The following is a 22,813-nucleotide window of genomic DNA, read 5'->3' on the forward strand; positions in this document are numbered from 1 at the left end:
CTCAGGCGAGGTGGACGTAGTCGTAGTCGAACGGCTGCCCGTTGATGCCCTGGCGGGGCGGGGCGATCCAGGCGGCGATCTTGCCGCGTTCGTACACCGGCCGCATCAGGGAGCGGACGTGGGTCTTGTCGACCTCGGTGGGCAGCCACCCGCCCTTGCGCCGCTCCCACTCCCCCTCGGGCAGGATCTCCCCGTCGGGCGAGGCCTGGATTCCGGCGAACGCGCCGACCTGGCGGTTGAAGGCGACGTGCGGGAGCCGCAGCCGCCGCGCGACGCCCCCCGCCTCCAGGATCCGGTTCCACCGGTTGACGCCGCTCTGGCAGTCGGCGATGTACTCGCGGCGCAGGTCGGAGTTGAGACCGACCAGGGCGGCCACCTCGGTCCGGGCGATCCGCCCGTCGACCAGGGCGTCCACCAGGATCGCGTCGTCGATGAGCCGGTGGTCGTCCTTGCGGCGCTCCTCCATCCAGCGGCCCTTCAGCCCGGCCGTGTAGTAGTTCGCCACGTTGGTGGAGGTCTCGCCGCCGAACAGGTCGAGGGAGACCGAGTAGTGGAAGTTGAGGTACTTCTGGACGGTGTCGAGCGGGATGCCGCCGTGCGCGGCGACGTCGTCGGTGTCGTGCTCGCGCATGAGCTGGACGGTGCGCTCCACCACCCGGTCGATGCCGGTGGTGCCCACCATCATGTGGTGGGCCTCTTCCTTGAGCATGAACTCGCAGGTGCGGCTCAGCGGGTCGAACCCGGACTCCTTGAGCGTGCCGAGCTGGTACTTGCCGTCCCGGTCGGTGAAGTAGGTGAACATGAAGAACGACAGCCAGTCGGGCGTCTCCTCGTTGAAGGCGCCCAGGATCCGCGGCGACTCCTCACTGCCGGAGTTGCGGTGCAGCAGCTCCTCGGCCTCCTCGCGCCCCTCGCGCCCGAAGTAGCCGTGCAGGAGGTAGACCATCGCCCACAGGTGACGGCCCTCCTCCACGTTCACCTGGAACAGGTTGCGCAGGTCGTACAGGCTCGGCGCGGTCGCGCCCAGATTGCGCTGCTGCTCCACGCTCGCGGGCTCGGTGTCGCCCTGGATCACGATCAGGCGCCGCAGATCGGCGCGGTACTCGCCGGGCACCTGCTGCCAGGCCGGCTCGCCCTTGTGCTGCCCGAACGCGATGCGCCGTTCCTGGTTCCGCTCGGCCAGGAAGATGCCCCACCGGTAGTCCGTCATGGCGACGTGACCGAAGTGCGCCCAGCCCTCGCGGCCGACGTTGACGGCGGTGCGCAGGTAGACGTCCTGGGTGGGCAGCGCCGGGCCCATCGACTCCCACCAGGACAGGAAGTTGGGCTGCCACGACTCCAGGGCCCGCTGGAGGCGGCGGTCCTCGCGCAGGTCGACGTTGTTGGGAATCTTCTCCGAGTAGTCGGCGGCGATGCTCATCTCAGACTCGCTTCCGGTCGAAGTCGGCGCGCCGCCCGGTCCCGTAGCGGCGCAGCGCGCCGTCGGGCCCGGAGGCGTTGGGACGGTTGAAGATCCAGTTCTGCCAGGCGGTGAGCCGGCCGAAGATCTTGGTCTCCAGCGTCTCGGGGCCCGCGAACCGCACGTTGGCCTCCAGCCCTGTGAGGGCGTCGGGGCTGAAACCGGCCCGCTCCTCGATCGCGATCCGGACCTCTTCCTCCCAGTCGATGTCATCGGGCGCGAAGGTCACCAGCCCGAGCCGCTCGGCCTCCTCGGCCTCCAGCGGACGGCCCCGCGCCGCCTCGGCGGCGGCCAGCGCCCCGGCGTCGCCCAGGAAGCGGGTGGCCAGGCGGGTGAGGCCGTTGCCCATGGGCAGCGGGCCCAGGTTCATCGGCCCGAGGACGAGCCTGGCGGGATCGGCGCCGGGATCGACGTCCTCGAACACCCCGGCCAGGTGGAAGGTGCGGTCGGCGGCCAGCGCGATCTCCAGCAGCGACCCGGCGAAGCAGCCGCCCGGCTCGACCAGCGCGATCAGGCTGCGGCTGGTGACGTCCAGCCGCTTGAGCGTCCGCTTGAGGTAGAGGACGATCTCCCGCGCCAGCCAGTCGTCCCGGCTCTCGCACAGCAGCGCGTCATGGGCCAGCACCCGCTCGGCGTCCCCGGCCGTGCGGAACACCCAGCTGCCGAGTTCGAGCTCGTTGGTGCGCAGATCGAGGATGAGATCGTCGAGCTCGCGGGCGACCGCCAGCGTCCAGAAGTCCGCCCCCTGGGCATGGATGCCGGCGGCGTCGGCGGGGGCGTCGCCTTCGGGGCCGCGCACGGTGATCTCCACCGCGCCCCGGGCGTGGTCCAGGGCCGCGCTGACGTGGCGGTAGCCGATGCGGTCGTCGGTCCGGGTCTTGGCCAGCGGCGTCAGCGCGACGCCCCGCGCGCCCGCGGGACGGTCGGAGCGCTCGGCGAGCGCGGCGGCGCGCTCCCCCACGGTCGTCTCCCAGGCGCTCCGGGGGACGACCTCGTCGACCAGGCGCCAGGCCACGGCCTTCTTCCCGCCGATCCCCTCGGCCTTGGTGGCGAAGTAGTCCGCCAGGTCGCGGCGCACACCGCGCTTGTCCACCACCCGGGTCAGCCCGCCCGTCCCGGGGAGCACGCCCAGCAGCGGCAGTTCGGGCAGCGACACCGCGGAGGAGCGGTCGTCCACCAGCACGATGTGCTCGCACGCCAGCGCCAGCTCGTACCCGCCGCCGGACGCGGTGCCGTTCAGCGCCGCCAGGTAGGTCTGGCCCGAGTTGGCGGTCGCGTCCTCGATGCAGTTGCGGGTCTCGTTGGTGAACTTGCAGAAGTTCACCTTCCACGCGTGCGGCGATCCGGCCAGCATCCGGATGTTGGCTCCGGCGCAGAAGATCTTCTCCTTGCCGCTGGTCACCACCACCGCCCGCACGCCCGGATGCTCGAACCGCAGCCGCTGGACGGCGTCGTACAGCTCGATGTCCACGCCCAGGTCGTAGGAGTTGAGCTTCAGCTCGTACCCCGGCACCAGACCGCCCTGTTCGTCGACGTCCATCGTGAGCGTGGCGACGGAACCGTCGACCGCCAGCCGCCAGTGGCGGTAGCGGGGCGGGTCCGTCCGGAAGTCGACACGCGCGCTCCGCTGCCGCGCGGCCGGATCGCTCGCCAAGGTGGTCATCGAAGTCCCTCCGGTGTCTCGATGCCACCAATACTCAACAAACTTCTAGTGGAACGTCAAGGCTTTGTGGAGTAATAGGCGATGCGGCCGCGCGGGCGCGGTCAGTTCCAGCGGAAGGTCCTGGCGGCCACCGCCGCGGCCAGGACGGCGGAGGCCGCCAGGGCGCCCAGGTGCGCCGCGCCCGGCGGCACCCCCGTCCAGCACGCGCTCAACGCCTCCAGACCCGCCCCATAGGGCAGGTACTCGCCGATCCTGGAAAGCCAGTCGGGCAGGTTCTCGCGCGGTCCGAAGCCGCCGCCGACGGCCATCGTGGCGAAGAACAGCACCAGCCCCACGGCCACGGCCGAGTTCGGCGTCGGCGCGAGCGCGGCCACCACCATGCCCAGCGCGTACATCGCCACCGTCACCAGGGCGAACACGCCGATCGCGGAGAGCGCCCCGCGCGGCATCGACACCTGGAACCCCAGCCGGGCCACCAGCAGGGCGAGGGCCACGCCGACCAGCGTCTGCGCGAGGCTGACCACCACCTGGGCGACCAGCACCAGCGCCGGATGCGCGGGCGTCACCGACAGCCGCCGCAGCACGCCCGTCCGGCGGTAGGCGGCCAGGGCCGCCGGCATGTTGACGATGCCGATCAGCGCCACCACCATCACCAGCGTCATCGGCACGACGTAGGCGTCCAGGGCGGGCAGCCCGCGGAAGTGCTCGCTGCCCTCGCCGTCGGAGCCCGCCCCGTTCATCACCATGATCAGCACGGGCAGCCCGAGCGGCACGATCAGCCCGGCGGTGTCGCGGACCACCAGCTTGCCCTCGGTCCAGGTCAGCAGCGCCCACGCGCGCGGGGGCAGCCGGTACTCGCTCACTCCTTCTCCCGGTGTTCGAAGGGCCGGCCGGTCAGGGCCAGGAAGGCGTCGTCGAGGGTGGCGTGCTCCAGCCGCGTCTCGGTCGCCACGACGCCGTGGCGCACCAGCGCCGAACTCACCGCGTGCAGCAGGTCGCCGGTCCCGGTGACCACGGTCTCGCCGCGTTCGGCACCGACCTCGGCGACCTCGTCGAGCCCGGTCAGCACCGCGTGGTCGAACGGCGCGGCCGCCCGGAACCGCACCCGCCGCGGCGCGTCCAGCCCCGCGATCAGGCCGCCCGGCGTGTCCAGCGCGACCAGCCGCCCCCGGTCGACGATCGCGACCCGGTCGCACAGCCGCTGGGCCTCGGCCATGAAATGGGTGACCAGCAGCACCGTCACGCCGGTGTCGCGGATCTGCTCGACCAGTTCCCAGGTGTCGCGGCGCGCCTGCGGGTCCAGGCCGGTCGTCAGCTCGTCCAGCACCGCGATCCGCGGCCTGCCGATGAGCGCGAGCGCGATCGACAGCCGCTGCGCCTGCCCGCCCGACAGGTCCTCGTAGGCGGTGTCGCGCTTGGCCGTCAGCCCCAGATCGGCCAGGAGCCCCTCCGGGTCGGCGCCGTCGGCGTAGAACGACCGGTACAGCGCGAGGGCCTCGCCGACCCGCAGCTTCTCCGGCAGCGCCCCGCCCTGCATCTGCGCCCCGAGCACCCTCCTGAGCTTCGCCCGGTCGCGCCACGGGTCCAGCCCGAGGACGCTGATCCGGCCGGCGTCGGGGCGCCGCACCCCTTCGACGCACTCCACGATCGTGGTCTTGCCCGCGCCGTTCGGCCCGAGGATGCCGAAGATCTCCCCCTGGTCGACACCGAACGAGACCCCGTCGACGGCAAGGGTCTCCCCGTACCGTTTGCGCAGCCCGTCCACCTCGATCACCGCCATCGCGTCCCCTTCCCGGTCCGGATCGCCATCGGCGGTCCGCAACGCTAGGCGGCGACCGGGCGCGGGGGCGCGTGCCGGACGTCAGGACCCGCACCCATGACTTCCGGCACGGTCGCCCGGCCCGGCGCGGGCCGTACCCTTCCAGTCATGGCCGACTCCCACCTGGAACGCTGGGGTGCCGCGAGCCTGCTGGCGGTGTGCCTGCTGATCGGCACGCCCGTCCTGCTCGCCCAGCTCGCCGGCGACCGGCCCACCATCGGGCCGCCCTGGCTCTGGTGGTGCTGCTACCTCGGATTCCTCGGCCTGCTCACGCTGACGTTCCGGGACGACGTGCCGCGCGGGGCGCCGCTGCCGGTCGCGGTCGCGGTGGCGGGGGCCGCGACCGTGCTGACCGCGCCGCGGGCGGGCTGGACGTCGATCCTGCTGGTGTTCGTCGCCGGGCTCGCGGCGCACCTGGCCTCGCGGCGCGTCACCGTCGCGGTGGTGGCGGCCAACAGCGCGGTGGCCGCGACCGCGGCGGTGCTCCTGGACGGCACGTTCGCGGAGGTGGCGCTGACCGGGCTGATCTACGGAACGCTGCAGGTCTGCACGGTGTGGGCGGTGCGCAGCGAGCAGCGGGAGACGGCCGCGCGGCGCCGCCTCGCGGTGGCCAACGCCGAGTTGCGGGCGACCTCCGCGCTGCTGGCCGAGTCCAGCCGCGCCGGAGAGCGGCTGCGGATCGCCCGCGAGCTGCACGACCTCCTCGGCCACCAGCTCACCGCGCTCGCCCTCGAACTGGAGGTGGCCGCGCACCGCAGCGAACCGCCGGCCCGCGCGCACGTGGAACGCGCCCGCGGCCTGGCCAAGGAGCTGCTCGGCGACGTCCGCACCGCGGTCGGCGAGCTGCGCGCCGGCACCCCCGACCTGGGCCGCGCCCTCGCGGCGATCGTCGCGGACCTGCCGCGCCCTCGCGTGCACCTGGACGTCGACGCCGCCGTCGACGCCGACGAGGCGTGCACGGCCGCGCTGATCCGCTGCGTCCAGGAGGCGGTCACCAACACCATCCGGCACGGGGACGCCGAGAACCTGTGGATCGAGGTGGGCCGTTCCGGCACCGGGGAGATCGTGCTCACCGCCCGCGACGACGGGCGCGGCGCCTCGGTCCTGCGCCTCGGCCACGGGCTGACCGGCGTGCGCGAGCGCATCGGGCAGCTCGGCGGGACGGTGGCCTTCGACACCCGGTCGGGTTTCACGCTCAGCGCCAGGGTGCCGGCGCCGTGATCCGGGTGTGCGTCGTCGACGACCAGACGCTGGTCCGCCAGGGGATCCGGCATCTGCTGGAGCTGTCCCCCGAGGTCACCGTGGCCGCCGAGGCCTCCGACGGCGACGAGGCCCTCGCCGTGGTCGAGGCCGCGCCGCCGGACGTCCTGCTGCTGGATCTCCGGATGCCCCGGCGGGACGGCATCGCCACGCTCACCGCCATGCGCGAGCGCGGCATCATGGTCCCCACGCTCGTGCTGACCACGTTCGACGACGACGAGCTGGTGCTGCGGGCGCTGCGCGCGGGCGCGCACGGCTACCTGCTCAAGGACGTCACGCTCGACCAGGTCATCGACGCCATCCGCACCCTGGCGCGGGGCGGCACGTTCATCCGGCCCGCCCTCACCGAACGGCTGCTGCGCGCCGCGCGGCGCCTCCCCGACCCGGGCGGGATCGACGGGCTCCCGGCGCCGCAGCCGCTGACCGAGCGCGAGCAGGAGGTGCTGTGGCTCCTGGCCGGCGGGTACGCCAACCGCGAGATCGCCGCCGCGCTGCACCTGGCCGAGGGCACCGTGAAGAACCACGTGTCCAGCCTGCTCACCAAGCTCGGCGTCCGCGACCGGACCCTCGCCGTCCTCAGGGCCCTGCACCACGGACTGCTTACCGACCGGCCGCCCGGCCCCGGGCCCTGACCGGAGCTCCCGGCGCGGGCCGGCGTGGGCAGGCTTGCACGGCGTCCATTCGGTTAGGTACCGGCCATGACCGAACGCAGGCGCGGCCGCGCCACCATGCTGCTGGTGGCGCTGGGCGTCGTCTACGGCGACATCGGCACCAGCCCGCTGTACGCCCTGCAGACGGTGTTCTCGATCGACCAGGGCGCGGTCCGGCCCACCGGCGCCGACGTCTACGGTGTCATCTCGCTGGTGTTCTGGACGATCACCATGATCGTCTCGGTGAAGTACGTGACCTTCGTCCTGCGCGCCGACAACGACGGCGAGGGCGGGGTCATGGCCCTGGCCGCCCTGGTGCGCAGGGTGCTCGGCGACGTCCGCGGCCGGGCGGCCCTGATGGCGCTGGGCGTGCTCGGCGCGTCGCTGTTCTACGGCGACAGCGTGATCACGCCGGCGATCTCGGTGCTGTCGGCGGTCGAGGGCCTGGAGGTGAGCGCCCCGGGCCTGTCGCACATGGTGGTGCCGGTCGCGGCGGTGATCCTGACGGCGCTGTTCGCGGCGCAGCGCTGGGGCACGCACCGGGTCGGGAACCTGTTCGGGCCGATCATGGTGGTGTGGTTCGCGGCGCTGGCGCTGGCGGGGCTGGGCGGGGTGGTCCGGCGGCCCGGCGTGCTGGCGGGCCTGTCGCCCACCTACGCCGCCGGGTTCGTCCTGGAGCATCCCTATGTCGCCTTCGTGGCCATGGGCGCCGTGGTCCTGGCGATCACGGGGGCCGAGGCGCTGTACGCGGACCTGGGCCACTTCGGCAAGGGCCCCATCCGCCGCGCCTGGTTCGGCCTGGTGTTCCCCGCGCTCACGCTGAACTACCTCGGCCAGGGCGCGCTGATCCTCGACGACCCCGCCAACCGGGCCAGCCCGTTCTTCCTCCTCTTCCCGGGGTGGGCCCGGCTGCCCATGGTGGTGCTGGCCACCGCGGCCACGGTGATCGCCTCCCAGGCCGTGATCTCCGGGGCGTTCTCGGTGTCGCGCCAGGCGGTGCGGCTGGGCCTCCTGCCGCACCTGCGCATCCGGCACACCTCGCCGCGGGCGGCCGGGCAGGTGTACGTGCCCGCGGTCAACTGGATCCTGTTCGCGGGCGTGCTGGCGGTGATGCTGGGCTTCCCCTCCTCCGAGCGCCTGGCGACGGCCTACGGGGTGAGCGTCACCAGCACGTTCCTGATCACCACGGCGCTGTTCCTGGTGATCGCGCGGGTGCGGTGGCGGTGGCCGGCCTGGCGGCTGGCGGTGTTCGGGGTCGTGATCGGCGGCGCGGAGCTGACCTACTTCGCGGCGAACCTGACCAAGATCGCGCACGGCGGCTGGCTGCCGCTGCTGATCGGGATCGCGGTGTTCACGGTGATGACGACCTGGCAGCGCGGTCGCCAGGTCGTCACGGCCCGCCGGACGGCCCAGGAGGGCCCGCTGCCCGAGTTCGTCGAGGGACTCCGCGGGAGCGAGGCCGTCCGCGTGCCGGGGACGGCGGTGTTCCCGCATCCCACCAAGGCCACGGCCCCCCTCGCGCTGCGCGCCAACTTCGAGCACAACCGCGTCGTGCACCGGCACGTCGTGATCGTCTCGATGGTGTCGGAGAACGTGCCCTACATCCCGGCCGAAGGGCGGATCAGCGCCGACGACCTCGGTTACCGGGACGACGGCATCGTCCACCTGACCGCCCGGTACGGCTTCAAGGAGCACCAGGATCTCCCGGCGGCGCTGCGCCTGGCGGCCACGCGGCTGGATCCCGAACTCGACATCGACCCCGACCGGGCCTCCTACTTCGTGTCGCGGATGACGCTGCGGCTGAGCCGCGAGCCCGGCATGACCCGGTGGCGCAAGAAGCTGTTCCTCGCGCTGGCGCACAACGCCCCCAGCCCCGTCGAGTACTTCTCCCTGCCCGAGTCGCGCACGGTCGTGATGGGCACCCAGGTCGACCTCTGAGCGCGGGCCGCCCTCCGCCGGTCAGATGGCGGAGCGGCCGCCGTCGACCGAGAGGGTGGCGCCGTGGATGTTGGCGGCGTCGTCGCCGACGAGGAACAGCACCGCCTTGGCCACCTCCTCGGGGGTGCTGGGACGCCGGGACGGGAGGGTGGCGATCAGCGGCGCGAGGTGGTCGGCCATTTCCGCGACCTTGTCGGTGAACGTGGGGCCGGGGGCGACCGTGTTGACCCGGACGCCGGAGGGCCCGTACTCGTCGGCCCAGGACTTGGTGAGCGAGTGGATCGCCGCCTTGGTGGTGCTGTAGAGCGCGGAGCCGCCCGAGCCGAACAGCCCGGAGATCGATCCGAGGTTGACGATCGCGCCGCCGCCCCGTTCGGCCATGGCGGGGGCGGTGAGGCCGGTCAGCAGGAACGCGGCCTTGACGTTGACCGCCAGGGCCCCGTCGATCACCTCCTCGGCGACGTCGGCGGTCGGCGTCGGGTTCAGGAGCATCGCGGCGTTGTTGACCAGGATGTCCAGGGGCCCTCCGGCCAGCCGGTGGGCTGCGGCGGCCAGGTCGCGGACGCCCGCGCCGGTGGACAGGTCGGCGCGGACGAAGTCGGCGCGCCCGCCCCGCTCGGCGATGCCGGCGGCCACCTTCTCGCCGCGGGCGGTGTCGCGGCCGCTGATCACGACGTGGGCGCCCGCGGCGGCCAGGGTGCGGGCGACCGCCGCGCCGATGCCGTCGGTCGAGCCGGTCACCAGGGCGGTACGGCCGTTCAGGTTCGAGGTCACGTGGGACTCCTCATCCGGTGTCGGGTGGTTCGGCGTTCAGGATGCGTCGCTAAAATTGGACCGGCAAGTCCAATCCTGGGAGGTGCGCATGCGGACCCTGACCCCGAAGGGCGAGGCCACCCGCCGGCGGATCGTCGAGGGCGCGGCCGCGCAGATCCGCGAGAACGGCGTCGTCGACACCACGCTGGACGACATCCGGGCCCGGACCCGGACCAGCAAGAGCCAGCTCTTCCACTACTTCCCCGGCGGCCGGGAGGAGCTGCTGCTGGCCGTGGCGCGGTTCGAGGCCGGCAAGGTGCTGGACGACCAGCAGCCCTACCTGGGCGATCTGACCTCCTGGGACGCCTGGACGGCCTGGCGGGACGCGGTCGTGGACCGCTACCGCAGTCAGGGCCGGCGCTGCCCGCTGCACGTCCTGACCTCCCAGCTCGGCAGCGTCACACCGGCGGCCCAGGCCGTGACGACCGAGCTGATGCGGCAGTGGCAGGACGAGATCGCGGCCGGGGTCCGCCACATGCAGTCCGCGGGCGAGGTCTCCCGGACCCTGCCCCCGGACAGGACCGCGGCGGCGCTGCTGGCGGGCATCCAGGGCGGCGTGGTGATCCAGATGTCCACCGGCAGCACGGCCCACCTCGAGGCCGCGCTCGACGCCGGCCTCGCCTACCTCCGCACCGCCGGGGGCTGAACCCCGCCACGGTTATCGGCGGGTGCCCAGGGCAGGAAAAAGTGCCTTCTTGCCCAGGTCGGCGGGCATCTCCAGGGTGGGAACAATGACGCCTCAAGAAGCCCTGGCCGCGATGATCGCCGACAGCGGCGCCACCCACTTCTTCCACGTCCCGGTGTTCGCGCACCACGCCATGAGCCGGCTGATCGAGCTGGGCGTGACGCCGGTGGTGACCCACGGTGAGAAGGCCGCGGCCTACATGGCCGACGGGTACGCGCGGGTCAGCGGCCGGCCGGGCCTGTGCGGCGCGCAGGCGATCGGCGGGACGAACCTCGCCGCCGGGCTCCGGGACGCCTACCTGGCGCGGACCCCCGTCATCGCGTTCACCGGCGGGCCGCGGGCGGAGACCCGCCACCGGAACGTGTACCAGGAGCACGACGACATGCCCGTGTTCGACCGGCTCACCAAGTTCAACGCGGTGATCGATCGGGGCGAGCGGCTTCCCGACCTGGTCCGCCAGGCGTACCGGGCGGCCACCAGCGGCGTCCCCCGGCCCGTGCACCTGGAGCTGGCCGGTGCGGTGGGCGATGCGGTGGGCGGCGAGGCGGCCGACGGCGAGGCCGTCCTCGACGCGCGGTACACCCGCGCCCCCGCCGTCCGCGCCCCGGCCGAGCCGGAGGCCGTGCGGAAGGCCGCCGCGCTCCTGGCGGAGGCGCGCCGCCCGCTCGTCCTGATCGGCGGGGGCGTCAAGCGTTCGGGGGCCGAGGCCGTGCTCGCCGGGTTCGCCGACCGGTGGGGGCTGCCCGCGGTGGCGTCGCTGAACGGCCTGGGCGTCCTTCCCGAGCAGCATCCGCTGTGGGCGGGGGTCGTCGGCAGCTACGCGCGCGACGAGGCCAACACCGCGCTCGCCGAGGCGGACGCGGTACTGGTGGTGGGCAGCTCGCTGGGCAGCATGACGACCAGGAACTTCACGCTGCCCGCCGCCGGGTGCCCGGTGGCCCACATCGACATCGATCCGGAGGAGGCCGGGCGGGGCCGGCGCGGCGTGATCCCCCTGGTGGGCGACGCCAGGACCGTTCTGGAGCAGCTCGACGGCCGGATGTCGGCGCGGACCCCGGAGCCCTGGCGGGCACGGGTGTCGCGGTTGCGCGCCCGGTGGCGGGAGCGCGCCGGCGCCGTCGAGGCCGGGGACCATCCCTCGCTCCGGCCCGAAAGCCTGTGGCGGGCGGTGTCGGACGCGCTGCCCGGCGACGCGATCGTGGTCGCCGACACCGGGCACGCCGGGGCCTGGTCGGCGCGCCACCTCCACCTCGGGCCGGGGCACGCGTTCATCCGCGCGGCCGGGTCCCTGGGCTGGGCGCTGCCCGCGGCCATCGGCGCCAAGTGCGCGGCGCCCGAGCGTCCCGTGGTCTGCCTGACCGGCGACGCCGGCTTCTACTACCACGTGGCGGAGCTGGAGACGGCCCGGCGCTACGGGGTGAACATCGTCGTGGTCGTCAACGACAACGCGGGCATGAACCAGGAGGCCGTCCTCTGGAGGGAGGGCACTCCCGAGGAGAGGAACTGGCGCTTCGAGCCGGTCGACCTGGCGGCGGTGGCCGCCTCGTTCGGCTGCCACGGGCAGGTGGTGGAGAAGGCGGACCAGGTCGCGGGGGCGCTGGCGGCGGCGCTGGCCTCGGGACGGCCCGCGGTGGTCGACGCCCGTACCGACCCGGCGGTCGTGGCGCCGACCGTGCACACCGAGGCCGCCGGGAACCGGTCGTGATCAGCGGCCGACGTCGATGACCTCGCTCACGGGCGGCTCCCGGGGCCGAAGGCGTGGGTGCCGGCGGCGGCCTCGGCGCGTCTGCCGTCCGGCAGGACGATCTCCGCCGTGGTCCCCGGCGGCACGGTCACCGTGAGCGAGAAGGCGCCGTCCTCGATCCGCCACGCCGACCGGATCCGCCCGTAGGGCGCGTCGAACCGGGCGTCCGCCCAGGTCAGGCCGCCGCCCGGCTGCGGGGCGACCAGGAAGCGGCGGTAGCCCGGGCCGACCGGCCGGATCCCGGCGACATGGGCGTGCAGGAACTCGACCAGGGTCGCGCGGGTGGGCAGGCTCAGCGACTGGTGGGTCGAGCCGTCGGCGGCGATCCCGTCCCATTCCTCCCAGAACGTGGTGCCGCCGCGCTCGATCACCGTGAGCCAGGACGGCGAGGTCTCCTGGAGGAGCAGGTCGTAGGCGACGTCGGCATGACCCGTCGCGGCGAGGACGGGCAGCAGCAGCGGCGTCGCCGGGAGGCCGGTGCCGGGATGGTTTCCCGCTGCGCGGATCAGCTCCACGAGACGGCGCGCGGCGCGCTCGCGCGCCTCCTCGGAGACCAGGCCGAAGGCCAGGGCGCGGACGTGGGTGGCTTGGGCGTCGTCGAGCGGGACGCCGTCGGGGCCGGTGAACTCGGCCTGCCAGGCGGCGCGCACCCGGTCCGCGAGCGCGCGGTACTTCACCGCGTCCGCGTCCCGGCCGAGGACGCCCGCGATCCGGGCGAGCAGATCGGCCGACCGGTAGAAGTAGGCGGTCGCGAACACGGCGGGGTCCTTCTCCTGCGCCCGCTCCACGGCCTCCTTCATGAACGCGTCGAGGTCGGGCCCCACGGTGAGGGCGGGGTCGCCGGTGTCGGCGTTGCCCTTCCCCGGCTCGAGGTGCTCGCCGAAGTGGTAGCCGGTGTCCCAGAGGAACTCCTCGTGCGGCGCCGGTTGGGGGCGGGCCGCCGCCCGCGACGGGTGCCGCCGGTCGCGGGCCTCGCGGGCCACGCGGTCGACCCACGCCGTCATGGACGCGAACTGCTCCGCCAGCACCCGCTCGTCGCCGTAGCCGCGCCACAGTTCCCACGGCACGGCCACGGCCGCGTCGCCCCAGCCCGCCTGGCCGTGCGGGATCGCGAACCGGGCGGTGAGGCTGCGCGGGCCCAGCGGATCGGGAGCGTAGTTGCGGACGGTCCCGTCCGGCCACTGGTCGGAGGCCAGGTCCCGCAGCCACTTGACCGTCAGGCCCGACACGTCGTGCAGGAGCCGGGCGGCCGGGAGGTTGAAGCCCCAGTCCGTCCATCCGGCGCACTCCCGGGTGATCTCGGTCTGCGGGACGTCGCACTGCTGGTTGCGGAAGGTCCAGAACGCGATCTCGTACAGCTGGTTCACCCGGTCGTCGCTGCACCGGAACCAGCCGGTGCGCGGCAGGTCCGAGCCGAGCACCACGGCCGTGACGTCGCCGGGCCCGATCTCGGGGCCGTCGACGCGCAGGTACCGGAAGCCGTGCCGGGTGTGGCGCGGCTCGAACGCCTCCCCGGGCCGCCCGGCCGAGATCACGCGGTCGCCCTGGGGGCCGCGCGGCGCCTCGTACCAGGGCAGCGCGGTCTCGGCGCTGGAGGTGTCGACGTCGCCGGAGGGGGTGAGGGCCTCGGCATGGGTCAGCAGCAGCGAGGTCCCGCGCGGCCCGAGCGCCGACAGCCGCACCCGGCCGTTGAGGTTCTGCCCGAAGTCGACGATCGTCCGGCCGGGCGCGGGCCGGGTGACGGCCACCGGCCGCAGTTCCTCCAGCGGCCGGACCGGCGGGGCGGGCGAGGACACCAGGAGCGTCGGCCGGTGCTCGGCGACGACCGGCGACCAGTCCGCGGGCTCGGCCCGCAGGTCGGTCTCCTGGCCGTCGAAGAGGTCGGCGGCGGTGATGGGGCCGGTCGCCGAGCGCCAGTCCGGGCCCGTCCCGAACACCGTCGTGGTGCCGTCGTCGTGGTCGAGGTGGAGCTGGGCGAGGAAGGCGGTGCGGTCGCCGAACCCGTCGGGCAGCCGGTGGAAGGACGTCCGGCCGCGGTACCAGCCGTCGCTGAGCACCGCCGTGAGGACGACCCGGCCCGGCCCGGCGAGCGCGGTGACGTCGTGGGCCTGCACCTGCGTCCGGGTGGCGTAGGCGGTGAAGCCGGGGGCGAGGTCGGCGTCCCCGACGCGGGCGCCGTTGACGAACAGCTCGTAGACGCCGTGCGCGGTGGCGTACACCCGCGCCCGCGCCACCGGCCGCTCGACGACCGTCTCCCCGGCCAGGTGGTAGGCGGGCCGCGAGCCGGCCGGAGGGACGCCGCCGGGCTCGGCGGGGCGGATCCACGACGCCTCCCAGTCGGCGGCGTCCAGCAGGCCCGTCTCCCAGGACGCCTGCGGGGACCACGGGCTCTCGCCCGCGTCCGTCCACACCTTCACCGCCCAGGTCACGCGCTGCCGGGAGGCGAGCGGCGGCCCGCCGTAGGGGACGAACAGGCTGCGGTCGGACGCGACCCGCCCGGTGTCCCAGGCCCGGCCGCCCGTCTCGCCGCGGACGCGGTAGGCCACCTGCTCCCGGGCGCCGCCGGGCAGCCGCCAGCTGAGCCGGGGAGCCCGTTCCGTCAGCCCCAGCGGGTCCACCAGATGCTCGACCCGCAGGCCGTCCGGGCCCGTCACCGGCCGGTCCTGGCCTGCGTGAACGCCGCGATCGCCGCCACGGCGTCCCGTCCCTCCGGCAGGAACGACGCGAACAGGTGCCAGTAGTGGAACATCCCCTCGTACACCTTCAGGTCGACCTCGCACCCGGCCTCGCGGGCCGCCGCCGCGAAGTTCCGCGAGTCGTCCAGCAGCGTCTCGTCGCCGCCGACCAGGAGCAGTGCCGGGGGCAGCCCGCGCAGGTCGCCGAACAGCGGGGAGACCAGCGGGTCCCGGGGGTCGTGGCCGCGCAGGTAGTCGTCGGCGACCTTCCGGTACATCCCGCCGGTGACGACGGGTTCCAGGTGCAGGCTCGTCCGGTGGGACTCGGCGGAGAACGTCCAGTCCATCGCGGCCGAGACGGGTACCGCGCCCGCCGGGAGCGGCAGCCCCTGCTCGCGCGCCGCGAGCATCGTCACCACGGCCAGGCCGCCGCCCGCCGAGTCGCCGCCGAGCACCACGTTGCCCGCGCCCACCAGGTCGCTCACCCAGCGGTAGGCGGCGAGGGCGTCTTCGACCGGCGCGGGGAACGCGTGCTCGGGCGAAAGCCGGTAGCCGGGCAGCAGCACCCGGCAGCCCGCGGCCCTGGCGATGTCGGCGCCGAGTGCGGTGCGGCTCGCCGCCGACCCGACGGTGAAGCCGCCGCCGTGGAACCACACCACGACGCGCCCGGGGTCGCCGCCCGGGACGCTCACCCACAGCGACGGGACCCCGCCCGCGTCGACGGGTTCCACGATGGCGTCGTCCGGTATGAACCGCGCCCAGAGCCGTTCGTCGCGGTCGCGCAGATCCTCGATCGTGGACCCCTCCGGGTCCGCGCCCGCCTGGCGGAACAGTGCGACGGCCCGTTCCGCCGCCTCGCTCATGGCCATGCCACATCCCCTCGTGAGAAACGACGAAAAGTCAAGGAAGGTAGAGGTCGGCGCCGACGCGCCGGACGTCCAGTTCCAGTTCCAGCCCGGTCACCGGCGGCCAGGTGCGCTGCCACGCGACGCCGGACCGCGGCCGCACCCCGGCCACCGCGGCGAGCCGCTCGTGCGCCACCTCCGCCGCGACCGCGTGCGGCGAGTACAGGGTCACCGGGTCCGACGGCTCCCACCGGACGCCCAGGGCGTCCAGGCAGCGCCGGATCTCACCGATGATCACGGTCGCCTTCTCCCCGAGCGCGTCCGCGTCGCGCTCGCCCGGCCGCACGATCCCCGTGGGGAAGTCCGACCCCAGCGGCACCTCGGCGACCCCGGACACCACGTAGGTCCCGCCCGGCCCGCCGCCGGGGACGGTGTAGGAGAAGGCGTGCACCGCGGGCTCGGGCGGCGGGTCGCCGACGGGGATGACGTTCGTCCTGGCCAGCGGCGGCACCCCGTCCCGGAGCAGGCCCCATGCGTCCAGCCGGCCGACGTAGGCGGCGTTGAAGTCGACGAAGCCCTGCCGCGTCAGGGCGCCGGGCATCCGCAGTTCCAGGCCGCACAGCGCGGCCGGCGGGCGGCCCTCGTCCGCGAGCCGCCGCTCGACGGCCGCGAACCCGGCGGCCAGCGGCAGCGGCCGTGGCAGGACGGCGCGCACGATCGTGAATCCCGGCAGCGCCGCGACCCCCTGGCTCGCGAAGCTGAGCCCGGGCACGTAGGCGTAGCCGCCCGCGGGGTTCTCCGTCCGGGCCGTCATCGGCGCGCCTCCGAGAAGAACGTCTCCGGCCAGGCCGGTCCTGGCAGCGGAGGGAACGGCCGGCTCGGCAGCTCCCTGCGCAGCACCGGCGCGATCTCGCTCTGGAACAGCTCCAGCGTCTCGAAGTACTCCTTGCGGTCCAGGACGTCGCCGTCGACATGGATGTGCAGGACCTCGTGCCCGAAGGCCTCGTGGTAGCGGTGCACCTTCTCAATGATCTGCTGCGGGCTGCCGATCAGCGCGGAGCTCCGCTCGACGAAGTCCTCGAAGGAGGTGAAGGTCAGGAAGTGCCCGTACTCGTTGTTGACGGCCAGCCGGGACTCGAACACCGGGCGGTACCGCTCGATCGCGTCCTGGCTGTTCCGGGCCCCGTAGTACCCGGCCGTCCCGGCGCCGACCAGGGCGTCGGCGGGATCGTGGCCGTGGAACTCCCACCGCTCCCGGTAGTGCCGGATCAGCTCGGCGAACGGCTCGATCGGGCGCCCGCCGTTGGAGGCGAACAGCGGGTCGCCGAAGCGGGCCGCCAGCTCGACCGATTCGGTGCTGGTCGCGCTGCCGTGCCAGATCCGCACCGGCCGCAGGGGGCGCGGCAGCACCTCGGCGTCCCGCAGCGGGGGCCGGAACCGGCCCTCCCACGTCACCCGGTCCTCCCGCCACAGCCGCCGGAACAGCTCGTAGTTCTCCCGGTGCCGGTCGCGCACCTGGTCGGCGGGGACGCCGAACAGGCTCTCCTGGACGGTGCCGTTCCCCTTCCCGATGATCAGTTCGAGGCGGCCGCCGGCCAGGTGGTCGAGCGTCGCGTAGTCCTCGTAGGCGCGGACCGGGTCGTGCAGGCTCAGCGTGGCCACCGTGGTGAACAGCCTGATGTCGGACGTGCGGGCCGCGATGTTGCTCAGCAGCACCGGCGGCGAGGACTCCTCGAACGGCCGCTCGTGCCGCTCCCCGATGCCGTAGCCGTCGAACCCGAACTCCTCGGCGAGCACGGCGTTGTCCACCTGCTCCACCAGCCGCTCGTTGGGCGGCTTGCGCTCGCCGGACAGGTGCGGCAGCGTGATGAACTTCATCGGGCTCCCCCCGTGGTCGGATCCTCGGCGAGGCCGAGCCGGACGCCGAGCGTCGGGCCGGCCCTGGTGCCGAACCGCCGGGCCGTCTCCGCCAGGTCCGCCTCCCCGAGCGCGGGATCGGCGGCCGCGGCGAAGAACTCGTGCAGCCCGCCCGGCGTCATGACGTTGATCGCCCGGACCGGGCCCTGGTCCTCGCGGACGTTGTCGAAGGTGTGCGGGACGCCCGGCGGGAACGTGACGAAGTCGCCGGGCCGCAGCTCGAAGACCTCCTCCCCGGCCTGCACGGTCAGCACCCCGTCCAGGACGTAGAAGGTGTCGTGCTGCTCGTCGTGGGTGTGCAGCGACGGCCCCGACAGGTAGGCCACCTCGCCGACCATGAAGTCGAACCGGCCGCCGGTGTCGTCTCCGGTCGCCTTGAACAGCCAGGGGGCGTCGCCGTAGGCCCGCCCCTCGCCGCCCCTGACGATCCGCGCCTGCGCCATGGCCGTCCTCCTCGGTTCATCGGTTCATCGGTCATCGTTCTCATGCGGGCACGTCGACCCGGCGGGACAGCACCGCCGACCGGTGGTCGTTCGGGTAGTCGGTCTCGAACAGGCGCGGCGAGGCGCACAGGAACAGCGTGCGGCCGTCCGGCCCGCCCAGCGCCACCGAGAACGCGGTGAGGTCGCCGGTGCCGACCCGCTCGGTAATCTCGCCGCCCTCGCGGACCCGGACCGCGCCCGAACCGGCCGCGTCGGCCACCCACAGGGCGCCCTCGGAGTCCAGCGCGATGCCGTCCGGCAGGACCGCCCCGGTCGCGATCATGCCGCGGGCCGTGGCCGCCAGGCCGTCCCGGGACAGGTCCGCCCAGACGCGGCGGCCCGTCAGCGCACCGTCGGGCGCGACGTCGAAGGCGGTGATCCTGGCCCCGTAGGTCTCGGCCACCAGCAGCGTGCCGCCGGGGGTCAGCGCGACGCCGTTGGGGAAGCGCAGCCCGTCGGCGGCGGCGGTGACAGTCCCGTCGGGGTCCACCCGGGCCAGGACGGCGTCGACCAGGGGCGAGTCCGCCTCGCCGTCGCCGCCGAAGTTGCCCACGTAGGCGCGGCCCTGCCCGTCCACCAGCATGTCGTTGCAGGGGCCGGTCGCGAGCGCGCCCAGGTCCGCGACGGGCTCCGGGACGCCGCCGGACACCCGGTAGAGCGTGCGGTCCAGCATCGAGACGACCAGCAGGCGGCCCTCGGCGTCCCAGCCGAGCCCGGACGGCCTGCCCTCGATCTCGGCGACCGTCTCGACGGGCCCGGCGGAGCCGGTGGCCCCGAGCGCGATCCTCAAGACCCGGTGCGTGTAGAAGTCGGACACGTACAGCGCTCCGTCGTGCCAGCGCGGTCCTTCGAGGAAGGAGTGGCCGCCGGTCACGACGGTCAGCGTCTCCGGGCCCGCGTACTTCACCTCCGCGCCCCCGCTCACCGCTGCACCAAGTTCGCCAGGAGGCCGCCGTCGGCGGTGATCGTCGTGCCGGTGACGAACGAGGCCCGCTCCGAGGCCGCGAACGCCACCACGGCGGCGATCTCCTCCGGCCCGCCGACCCGGCCGGCCCGGCGGCGGTCCAGCGGGAACCCGGCCCGCTCCAAGTCCGCGTCGGTCACGGTGCCGCCCTCGCGCAGCATGGCGGTGTCGACCGCGCCGGGCGCGACGGCGACGACGCGGACGCCGTCGGCCGCCAGGTCCAGCGCCATCTGCCGGGTCAGCGCCACGACGCCGCCCTTGGCCGCCGCGTAGGCCGCGGCCCCGGGGACGGTGGCGAACGCGTGCACCGAGGCCAGGTTGACGATGGCGCCGCCGCCGCGGCGCCGCAGGTGCGGGATCGTGTGGCGGCTCATCAGATACACGCTCTTGAGCGAGACGGCCAGCACCCGATCCCAGTCCTCCTCGGGCAGGTCGGCCACCGAGCCGCCCGGGGTCAGGATCGCGGCGTTGTTCACCAGCACGTCGATGCCCCCGAACCGGTCGGCCGCCGCGGCCACGCCGCGCGCGCAGTCGGCGTCAACGGACACGTCGGCGGTGTACGCGGCGGCGGTGCCGCCCGCTTCGGCCACCTCGGCGCGCGTCTTCTCGGCCGCGGCGCCGTCCACGTCGACGATCGCGACCGCGGCGCCCTCGGCGGCCAGCCGCAGCGCCACCGCCCGGCCGATGCCGCCGCCCGCGCCCGTCACCAGCGCCGTCCTGCCCACGTGCTCTCCGGTCATCGTGCCGGCTCCTTTCTCAGCCGTGCCCGCAGCTCGTTCTTGAGGACCTTGCCGAGCGTGCCCTTGGGCAGCGCGTCCACCAGGTGGATCTCGCGCGGGCGCTTGAAGTCGGCCAGCGCGCGATCGCAGGCCAGCCGGATCCGCCCGGCCAGGTCCGGGACCCGGCCGGAGGCGACGACGAACGCGACCGGGACCTCGTCGAGCATCGGGTCGGGGCCGGCGACGACGGCGCACTCGGCGACGCCGTCCACGCCCGCCACGACGGTCTCGATCTCGACGGCCGCGACGTTCTCGCCGCCGACCTTGAGCATGTCCTTGGCGCGCCCGCGGAAGAAGAACCATCCGGCGGCGTCCGCGGCTGCCTCGTCGCCGGTGTCGTACCAGCCGTCCGCGTCGAAGGCGGCGGCCGTGGCCAGGGGATCGTCCAGGTACTCCAGGAACGTGGTGACGCCCCGCGCGCCCCGCACCCACAGGCGCCCGCTCTCGCCAGGCCCGGCGGCGGTGCCGTCCGGGCGGCGGACGGCGACCTCGTAGCCCGGCACGGGCCTGCCCATCGACCCCGGCGGCCCCGGGCGGTCCGGGTCGCCCGCCAGGCACACCGCGACCGTCTCGGTCGACCCGTACCAGCCGATCAGCCGGATCCCCCAGCGCTCGGCGACCAGGGGCTGGTCTCCGGCGCCCGCCGCCCAGAGCCGGAACCGGTGGCCGCCGGCCGGGTCCGGGCGCGCGGCCAGGGCGCGCAGCGCGAAGCCGGTCATGCTGGCGGTGGTGCAGCCGTGCTCGCGCGCGGCGTCCCAGAAACGGCTCGCCGAGAAGCGCGGCAGCAGCACGGTCGTCGCGCCCGCCGCCAGCGCCGGCAGGAACGACAGCGCCAGCGCGTTGGTGTGGAACAGCGGCAGGTAGACCATCTGAACGTCGTCCGGCCCGAGCCCGAGGACCCGCGCGCCCGACGTCGCCGCCCACAGCGCGTTGGCGTGCGTCCACACCACGCCCTTGGGCCGCGACGTCGTGCCGGAGGTGTACTGGACGCCGCACGGGGTCGTCGGGTCGACCGGCTCCCCGGGCGGCAGCGGCGGGCCGCTCAGCAGCTCCTCGAACGGGACCGCCCCGCGCGGCCCTCCCCCGCCGGTCGTGACCAGCACCCCGCCCCGCGGCGCCGCCCGCACGACCGTCCCGGCGTGCTCCGGCTGGGTGATGACCGCCGCCGGCGCGCTGTCGGCGAGCACGTACCGCAGCTCGTGGGCGGGCAGCCGCGTGTTGCTGGTGACCGCCGCCGCCCCCAGCCGGGCGCAGGCCAGCCACGCGACGACGAACTCGGGGCGGTTGCCGAGATGGATCCCGACCCGGTCCCCGGCCCGCACGCCCCGATCCGCCAGCCCGGCCGCGCAGCGGCGGGTCTCGTCGGCGAGCGCGCGGGCCGTCCAGCTCCGGGACGGGCCGTCGAACGGCGCCCACACCAGGACCGTCCGGTCCGGCTCCGCCGCCGCGAGCGTGTCGACGAGCCCCGCGACGTCCTCGAAGGGGCGGGCCATCAGGACAGCCACGCGCCGTACAGCGAGCCGAGCATCGCGCCCGCGTCGAGCCGCAGGCCGTGCACCGACGGCGCGGTCGCGATCAGCGTGGTCTCCTCGAAGACGGGCAGCACCAGCGCCTGGTCGTGGATGTGCCGCTGGATGTCGGCGAGCACCTTGGCGCGCTCGGCCGGATCCTGGATCGCCGCCTGCCTGCCCAGCAGCTCCTGGAGCCGCGGGTCGTCGCGGTGCAGGTAGTTCGGCGGGGCGTCGGTGTAGACCTGCCGGAGGACGTCGCCGTCCGCGCCGGCGATGTTGTACCAGAAGAAGCCGAACTCGGACGCGGCCAGCCCCGCGACGATCTCCGCCGGCGTCTTCTTCACCAGCGTGATCTCGACCCCGATCTTCGCGAGCTGCGCCTTGATCAGTTCGAGGGCCTGCTGGCTGCCGCTGAACTGGGTGAACCAGCCGACGGGCAGGCTCAGCCGCTTGCCGTCCTTGGCGCGGATCCCGTCGGCGCCCCTGCGCCACCCGGCCGCGTCCAGCGCGGCCTCGGCCTTGCGCGGGTCGAAGGCGAAGGTGCCGCGCAGGTCGGTGTAGCCGGGGGTGGTGGAGGTGACCGCGCCGGTCGCGGGCTTGAACTCGGGGCTGAGGACGGTGTCGACGACCTCCTTGCCGTCGATCCCGTGGGCCAGTGCGCGCCGCACCGCCACGTCGTCCAGCGGGGGGACGTTGACCAGCGGCATCAGCCCGTACACGGTGCCCGGCTTGGGCCGCGACACGATCCGGGCGCCGCCGCGCCGCACCGTCTTCACGTCGGCGGGCAGCAGCCCGGCCATGGCGTCGACGTCCTCGGTGGCCAGGCTGCCGGTGCGGACCCCGGCCTCGGGGATGACCGGGAACTCGACCTCGTCGAGGTAGGCGTCGCCCGCGTGCGCGCGGCTCCTGGGCGCCCACGCGTACCCGGGCCGCTTGGCCAGCAGCACGCCGGCGTTCTTGCGGTACGACTTCAGGACGAACGGCCCGGTCCCGGCGACCTGGTCGCCGCGCTCCTCGAACTTCCGCTTCAGCGCCGCCGGAGAGATCATCGCGAACTGGGGCGAGGACGCCCCCGCCAGGAACGGCGCGTTCGGCGTCGTGAAGGTGACCTCGACGGTGCGCGCGTCCACCGCCCTGGAGCCCTTGTAGGCGGCGAACGCGGTGACGATCTGCGGGCTCTCCTGGGCGGAGTTGGCCAGGATGTCGTCGAAGTTGTCCTTGGCGACCTGGGCGGTGAGGGGGCTGCCGTCGGAGAAGGTGACGCCCTGCCGCAGCGTGAAGGTGAACGTCCGCGCGTCCTTGCTGATCTTCCAGGACTCGGCCAGCCAGGGCTCGAACGCGCCGGTGTCGGGGTTCTGCTCGACCAGCGAGTCGTACATCTGGCGCAGCACGTACATGGCCTCGTTGCCGGAGGTCTTGCCGCGCGGGTTGAGCGTGATCGGGTCCGTGGTGAGGGCCAGGCGGAGCCTGCCGCCCGGCTTGGGGGTCCCGCCGTCGCCGGAGCCGCCCTCCTCCGCGCCGCCGCCTCCGCATGCGGTGAGCAGGAGCGCCAGCGCCACCGGAACGGCGGCGAGCGCGCCCCGGGGCCCGCGTCTGGTGTGCATGTCCC

The 22,813-nt window shown here is 74.3% G+C and carries 19 protein-coding genes; 5 read left to right on the forward strand and 14 right to left on the reverse strand.

Going from position 1 to position 22,813, the window contains the following annotated elements; genetic code table 11:
- Position 1: 1 nt before the first annotated feature.
- The 4 genes from boxB to ACFPZN_RS17505 form a co-directional block, all read right to left on the reverse strand.
- Positions 2-1,420, reverse strand: a complete 1,419-nt coding sequence (boxB, locus tag ACFPZN_RS17490) for a benzoyl-CoA 2,3-epoxidase subunit BoxB (protein WP_378283044.1) — start codon at positions 1,418-1,420, stop codon at positions 2-4.
- A gap of 1 nt (position 1,421) precedes the next feature.
- Positions 1,422-3,122: a 2,3-epoxybenzoyl-CoA dihydrolase gene (boxC, locus tag ACFPZN_RS17495; RefSeq protein ID WP_378283045.1), complete on the reverse strand. Its 1,701-nt coding sequence runs from the start codon at positions 3,120-3,122 to the stop codon at positions 1,422-1,424.
- A gap of 101 nt (positions 3,123-3,223) precedes the next feature.
- Entirely contained in the window at positions 3,224-3,985 is a 762-nt protein-coding gene (locus ACFPZN_RS17500; protein WP_378283046.1) for an ABC transporter permease, read from the reverse strand.
- Positions 3,982-4,902 (reverse strand): ABC transporter ATP-binding protein, encoded by a 921-nt coding sequence (locus ACFPZN_RS17505; RefSeq protein ID WP_378283047.1) that lies wholly within the window; start codon positions 4,900-4,902, stop codon positions 3,982-3,984. The genes ACFPZN_RS17500 and ACFPZN_RS17505 overlap by 4 nt, the downstream gene beginning before the upstream one ends.
- Positions 4,903-5,049: 147 nt before the next feature.
- Here ACFPZN_RS17505 and ACFPZN_RS17510 point away from each other — a divergent pair, with 147 nt between their 5' ends.
- From ACFPZN_RS17510 to ACFPZN_RS17520, 3 genes are all read left to right on the forward strand, one after another.
- Positions 5,050-6,162 (forward strand): sensor histidine kinase, encoded by a 1,113-nt coding sequence (locus ACFPZN_RS17510; RefSeq protein WP_378283048.1) that lies wholly within the window; start codon positions 5,050-5,052, stop codon positions 6,160-6,162.
- A complete protein-coding gene (locus tag ACFPZN_RS17515; protein WP_378283049.1) occupies positions 6,159-6,833 on the forward strand; it encodes a response regulator in 675 nt (224 codons plus the stop codon). The genes ACFPZN_RS17510 and ACFPZN_RS17515 overlap by 4 nt, the downstream gene beginning before the upstream one ends.
- A gap of 66 nt (positions 6,834-6,899) precedes the next feature.
- Positions 6,900-8,789, forward strand: coding sequence for a potassium transporter Kup (locus ACFPZN_RS17520; protein ID WP_378283050.1), 1,890 nt, complete (start codon positions 6,900-6,902; stop codon positions 8,787-8,789).
- Between the two features lie 21 nt (positions 8,790-8,810).
- On the opposite strand, the gene ACFPZN_RS17525 is transcribed toward ACFPZN_RS17520, so the two are convergent.
- Entirely contained in the window at positions 8,811-9,563 is a 753-nt protein-coding gene (locus tag ACFPZN_RS17525) for an SDR family NAD(P)-dependent oxidoreductase (RefSeq protein WP_378283051.1), read from the reverse strand.
- Between the two features lie 88 nt (positions 9,564-9,651).
- Here ACFPZN_RS17525 and ACFPZN_RS17530 point away from each other — a divergent pair, with 88 nt between their 5' ends.
- Positions 9,652-10,248, forward strand: a complete 597-nt coding sequence (locus ACFPZN_RS17530) for a TetR/AcrR family transcriptional regulator (protein WP_378283052.1) — start codon at positions 9,652-9,654, stop codon at positions 10,246-10,248.
- 85 nt (positions 10,249-10,333) lie between these two features.
- Positions 10,334-11,992 (forward strand): thiamine pyrophosphate-binding protein, encoded by a 1,659-nt coding sequence (locus ACFPZN_RS17535; RefSeq protein WP_378283053.1) that lies wholly within the window; start codon positions 10,334-10,336, stop codon positions 11,990-11,992.
- Positions 11,993-12,018: 26 nt separating this feature from the next.
- Here ACFPZN_RS17535 and ACFPZN_RS17540 read toward each other — a convergent pair whose 3' ends face one another.
- Genes ACFPZN_RS17540 through ACFPZN_RS17580 form a run of 9 tightly spaced genes read right to left on the reverse strand, consistent with a single transcriptional unit; the run spans position 12,019 to position 22,808 of the window.
- On the reverse strand, positions 12,019-14,685 hold the full coding sequence (locus ACFPZN_RS17540) for a family 78 glycoside hydrolase catalytic domain (protein ID WP_378283054.1): 2,667 nt from the start codon (positions 14,683-14,685) through the stop codon (positions 12,019-12,021).
- Positions 14,682-15,575 carry an alpha/beta hydrolase gene (locus tag ACFPZN_RS17545; RefSeq protein WP_378283055.1) on the reverse strand — a complete coding sequence of 298 codons (894 nt, stop codon included), beginning with the start codon at positions 15,573-15,575 and terminating at the stop codon, positions 14,682-14,684. The genes ACFPZN_RS17540 and ACFPZN_RS17545 overlap by 4 nt, the downstream gene beginning before the upstream one ends.
- Before the next feature lie 31 nt (positions 15,576-15,606).
- Positions 15,607-16,365: a 2-amino-5-chloromuconate deaminase CnbZ gene (gene cnbZ / locus ACFPZN_RS17550; RefSeq protein ID WP_378283056.1), complete on the reverse strand. Its 759-nt coding sequence runs from the start codon at positions 16,363-16,365 to the stop codon at positions 15,607-15,609.
- Complete coding sequence (locus tag ACFPZN_RS17555) at positions 16,362-17,429, reverse strand: LLM class flavin-dependent oxidoreductase (protein WP_378283057.1); 1,068 nt, start codon at positions 17,427-17,429, stop codon at positions 16,362-16,364. The genes cnbZ and ACFPZN_RS17555 overlap by 4 nt, the downstream gene beginning before the upstream one ends.
- On the reverse strand, positions 17,426-17,911 hold the full coding sequence (locus ACFPZN_RS17560; RefSeq protein WP_378283058.1) for a cupin domain-containing protein: 486 nt from the start codon (positions 17,909-17,911) through the stop codon (positions 17,426-17,428). The genes ACFPZN_RS17555 and ACFPZN_RS17560 overlap by 4 nt, the downstream gene beginning before the upstream one ends.
- 40 nt (positions 17,912-17,951) lie before the next feature.
- Entirely contained in the window at positions 17,952-18,875 is a 924-nt protein-coding gene (locus ACFPZN_RS17565) for an SMP-30/gluconolactonase/LRE family protein (protein WP_378283059.1), read from the reverse strand.
- Positions 18,872-19,654: an SDR family NAD(P)-dependent oxidoreductase gene (locus ACFPZN_RS17570; protein ID WP_378283060.1), complete on the reverse strand. Its 783-nt coding sequence runs from the start codon at positions 19,652-19,654 to the stop codon at positions 18,872-18,874. Before ACFPZN_RS17570 ends, ACFPZN_RS17565 begins: the two co-directional genes overlap by 4 nt.
- Positions 19,651-21,198, reverse strand: coding sequence for an AMP-binding protein (locus tag ACFPZN_RS17575; protein ID WP_378283061.1), 1,548 nt, complete (start codon positions 21,196-21,198; stop codon positions 19,651-19,653). The genes ACFPZN_RS17570 and ACFPZN_RS17575 overlap by 4 nt, the downstream gene beginning before the upstream one ends.
- Positions 21,186-22,808, reverse strand: a complete 1,623-nt coding sequence (locus tag ACFPZN_RS17580; RefSeq protein ID WP_378283062.1) for an ABC transporter substrate-binding protein — start codon at positions 22,806-22,808, stop codon at positions 21,186-21,188. The genes ACFPZN_RS17575 and ACFPZN_RS17580 overlap by 13 nt, the downstream gene beginning before the upstream one ends.
- Between the last annotated feature and the right edge of the window lie 5 nt (positions 22,809-22,813).

The organism is Actinomadura rugatobispora, from assembly GCF_042656285.1.
In the GTDB taxonomy this organism is placed as follows: Bacteria; Actinomycetota; Actinomycetes; order Streptosporangiales; family Streptosporangiaceae; genus Spirillospora; species Spirillospora rugatobispora.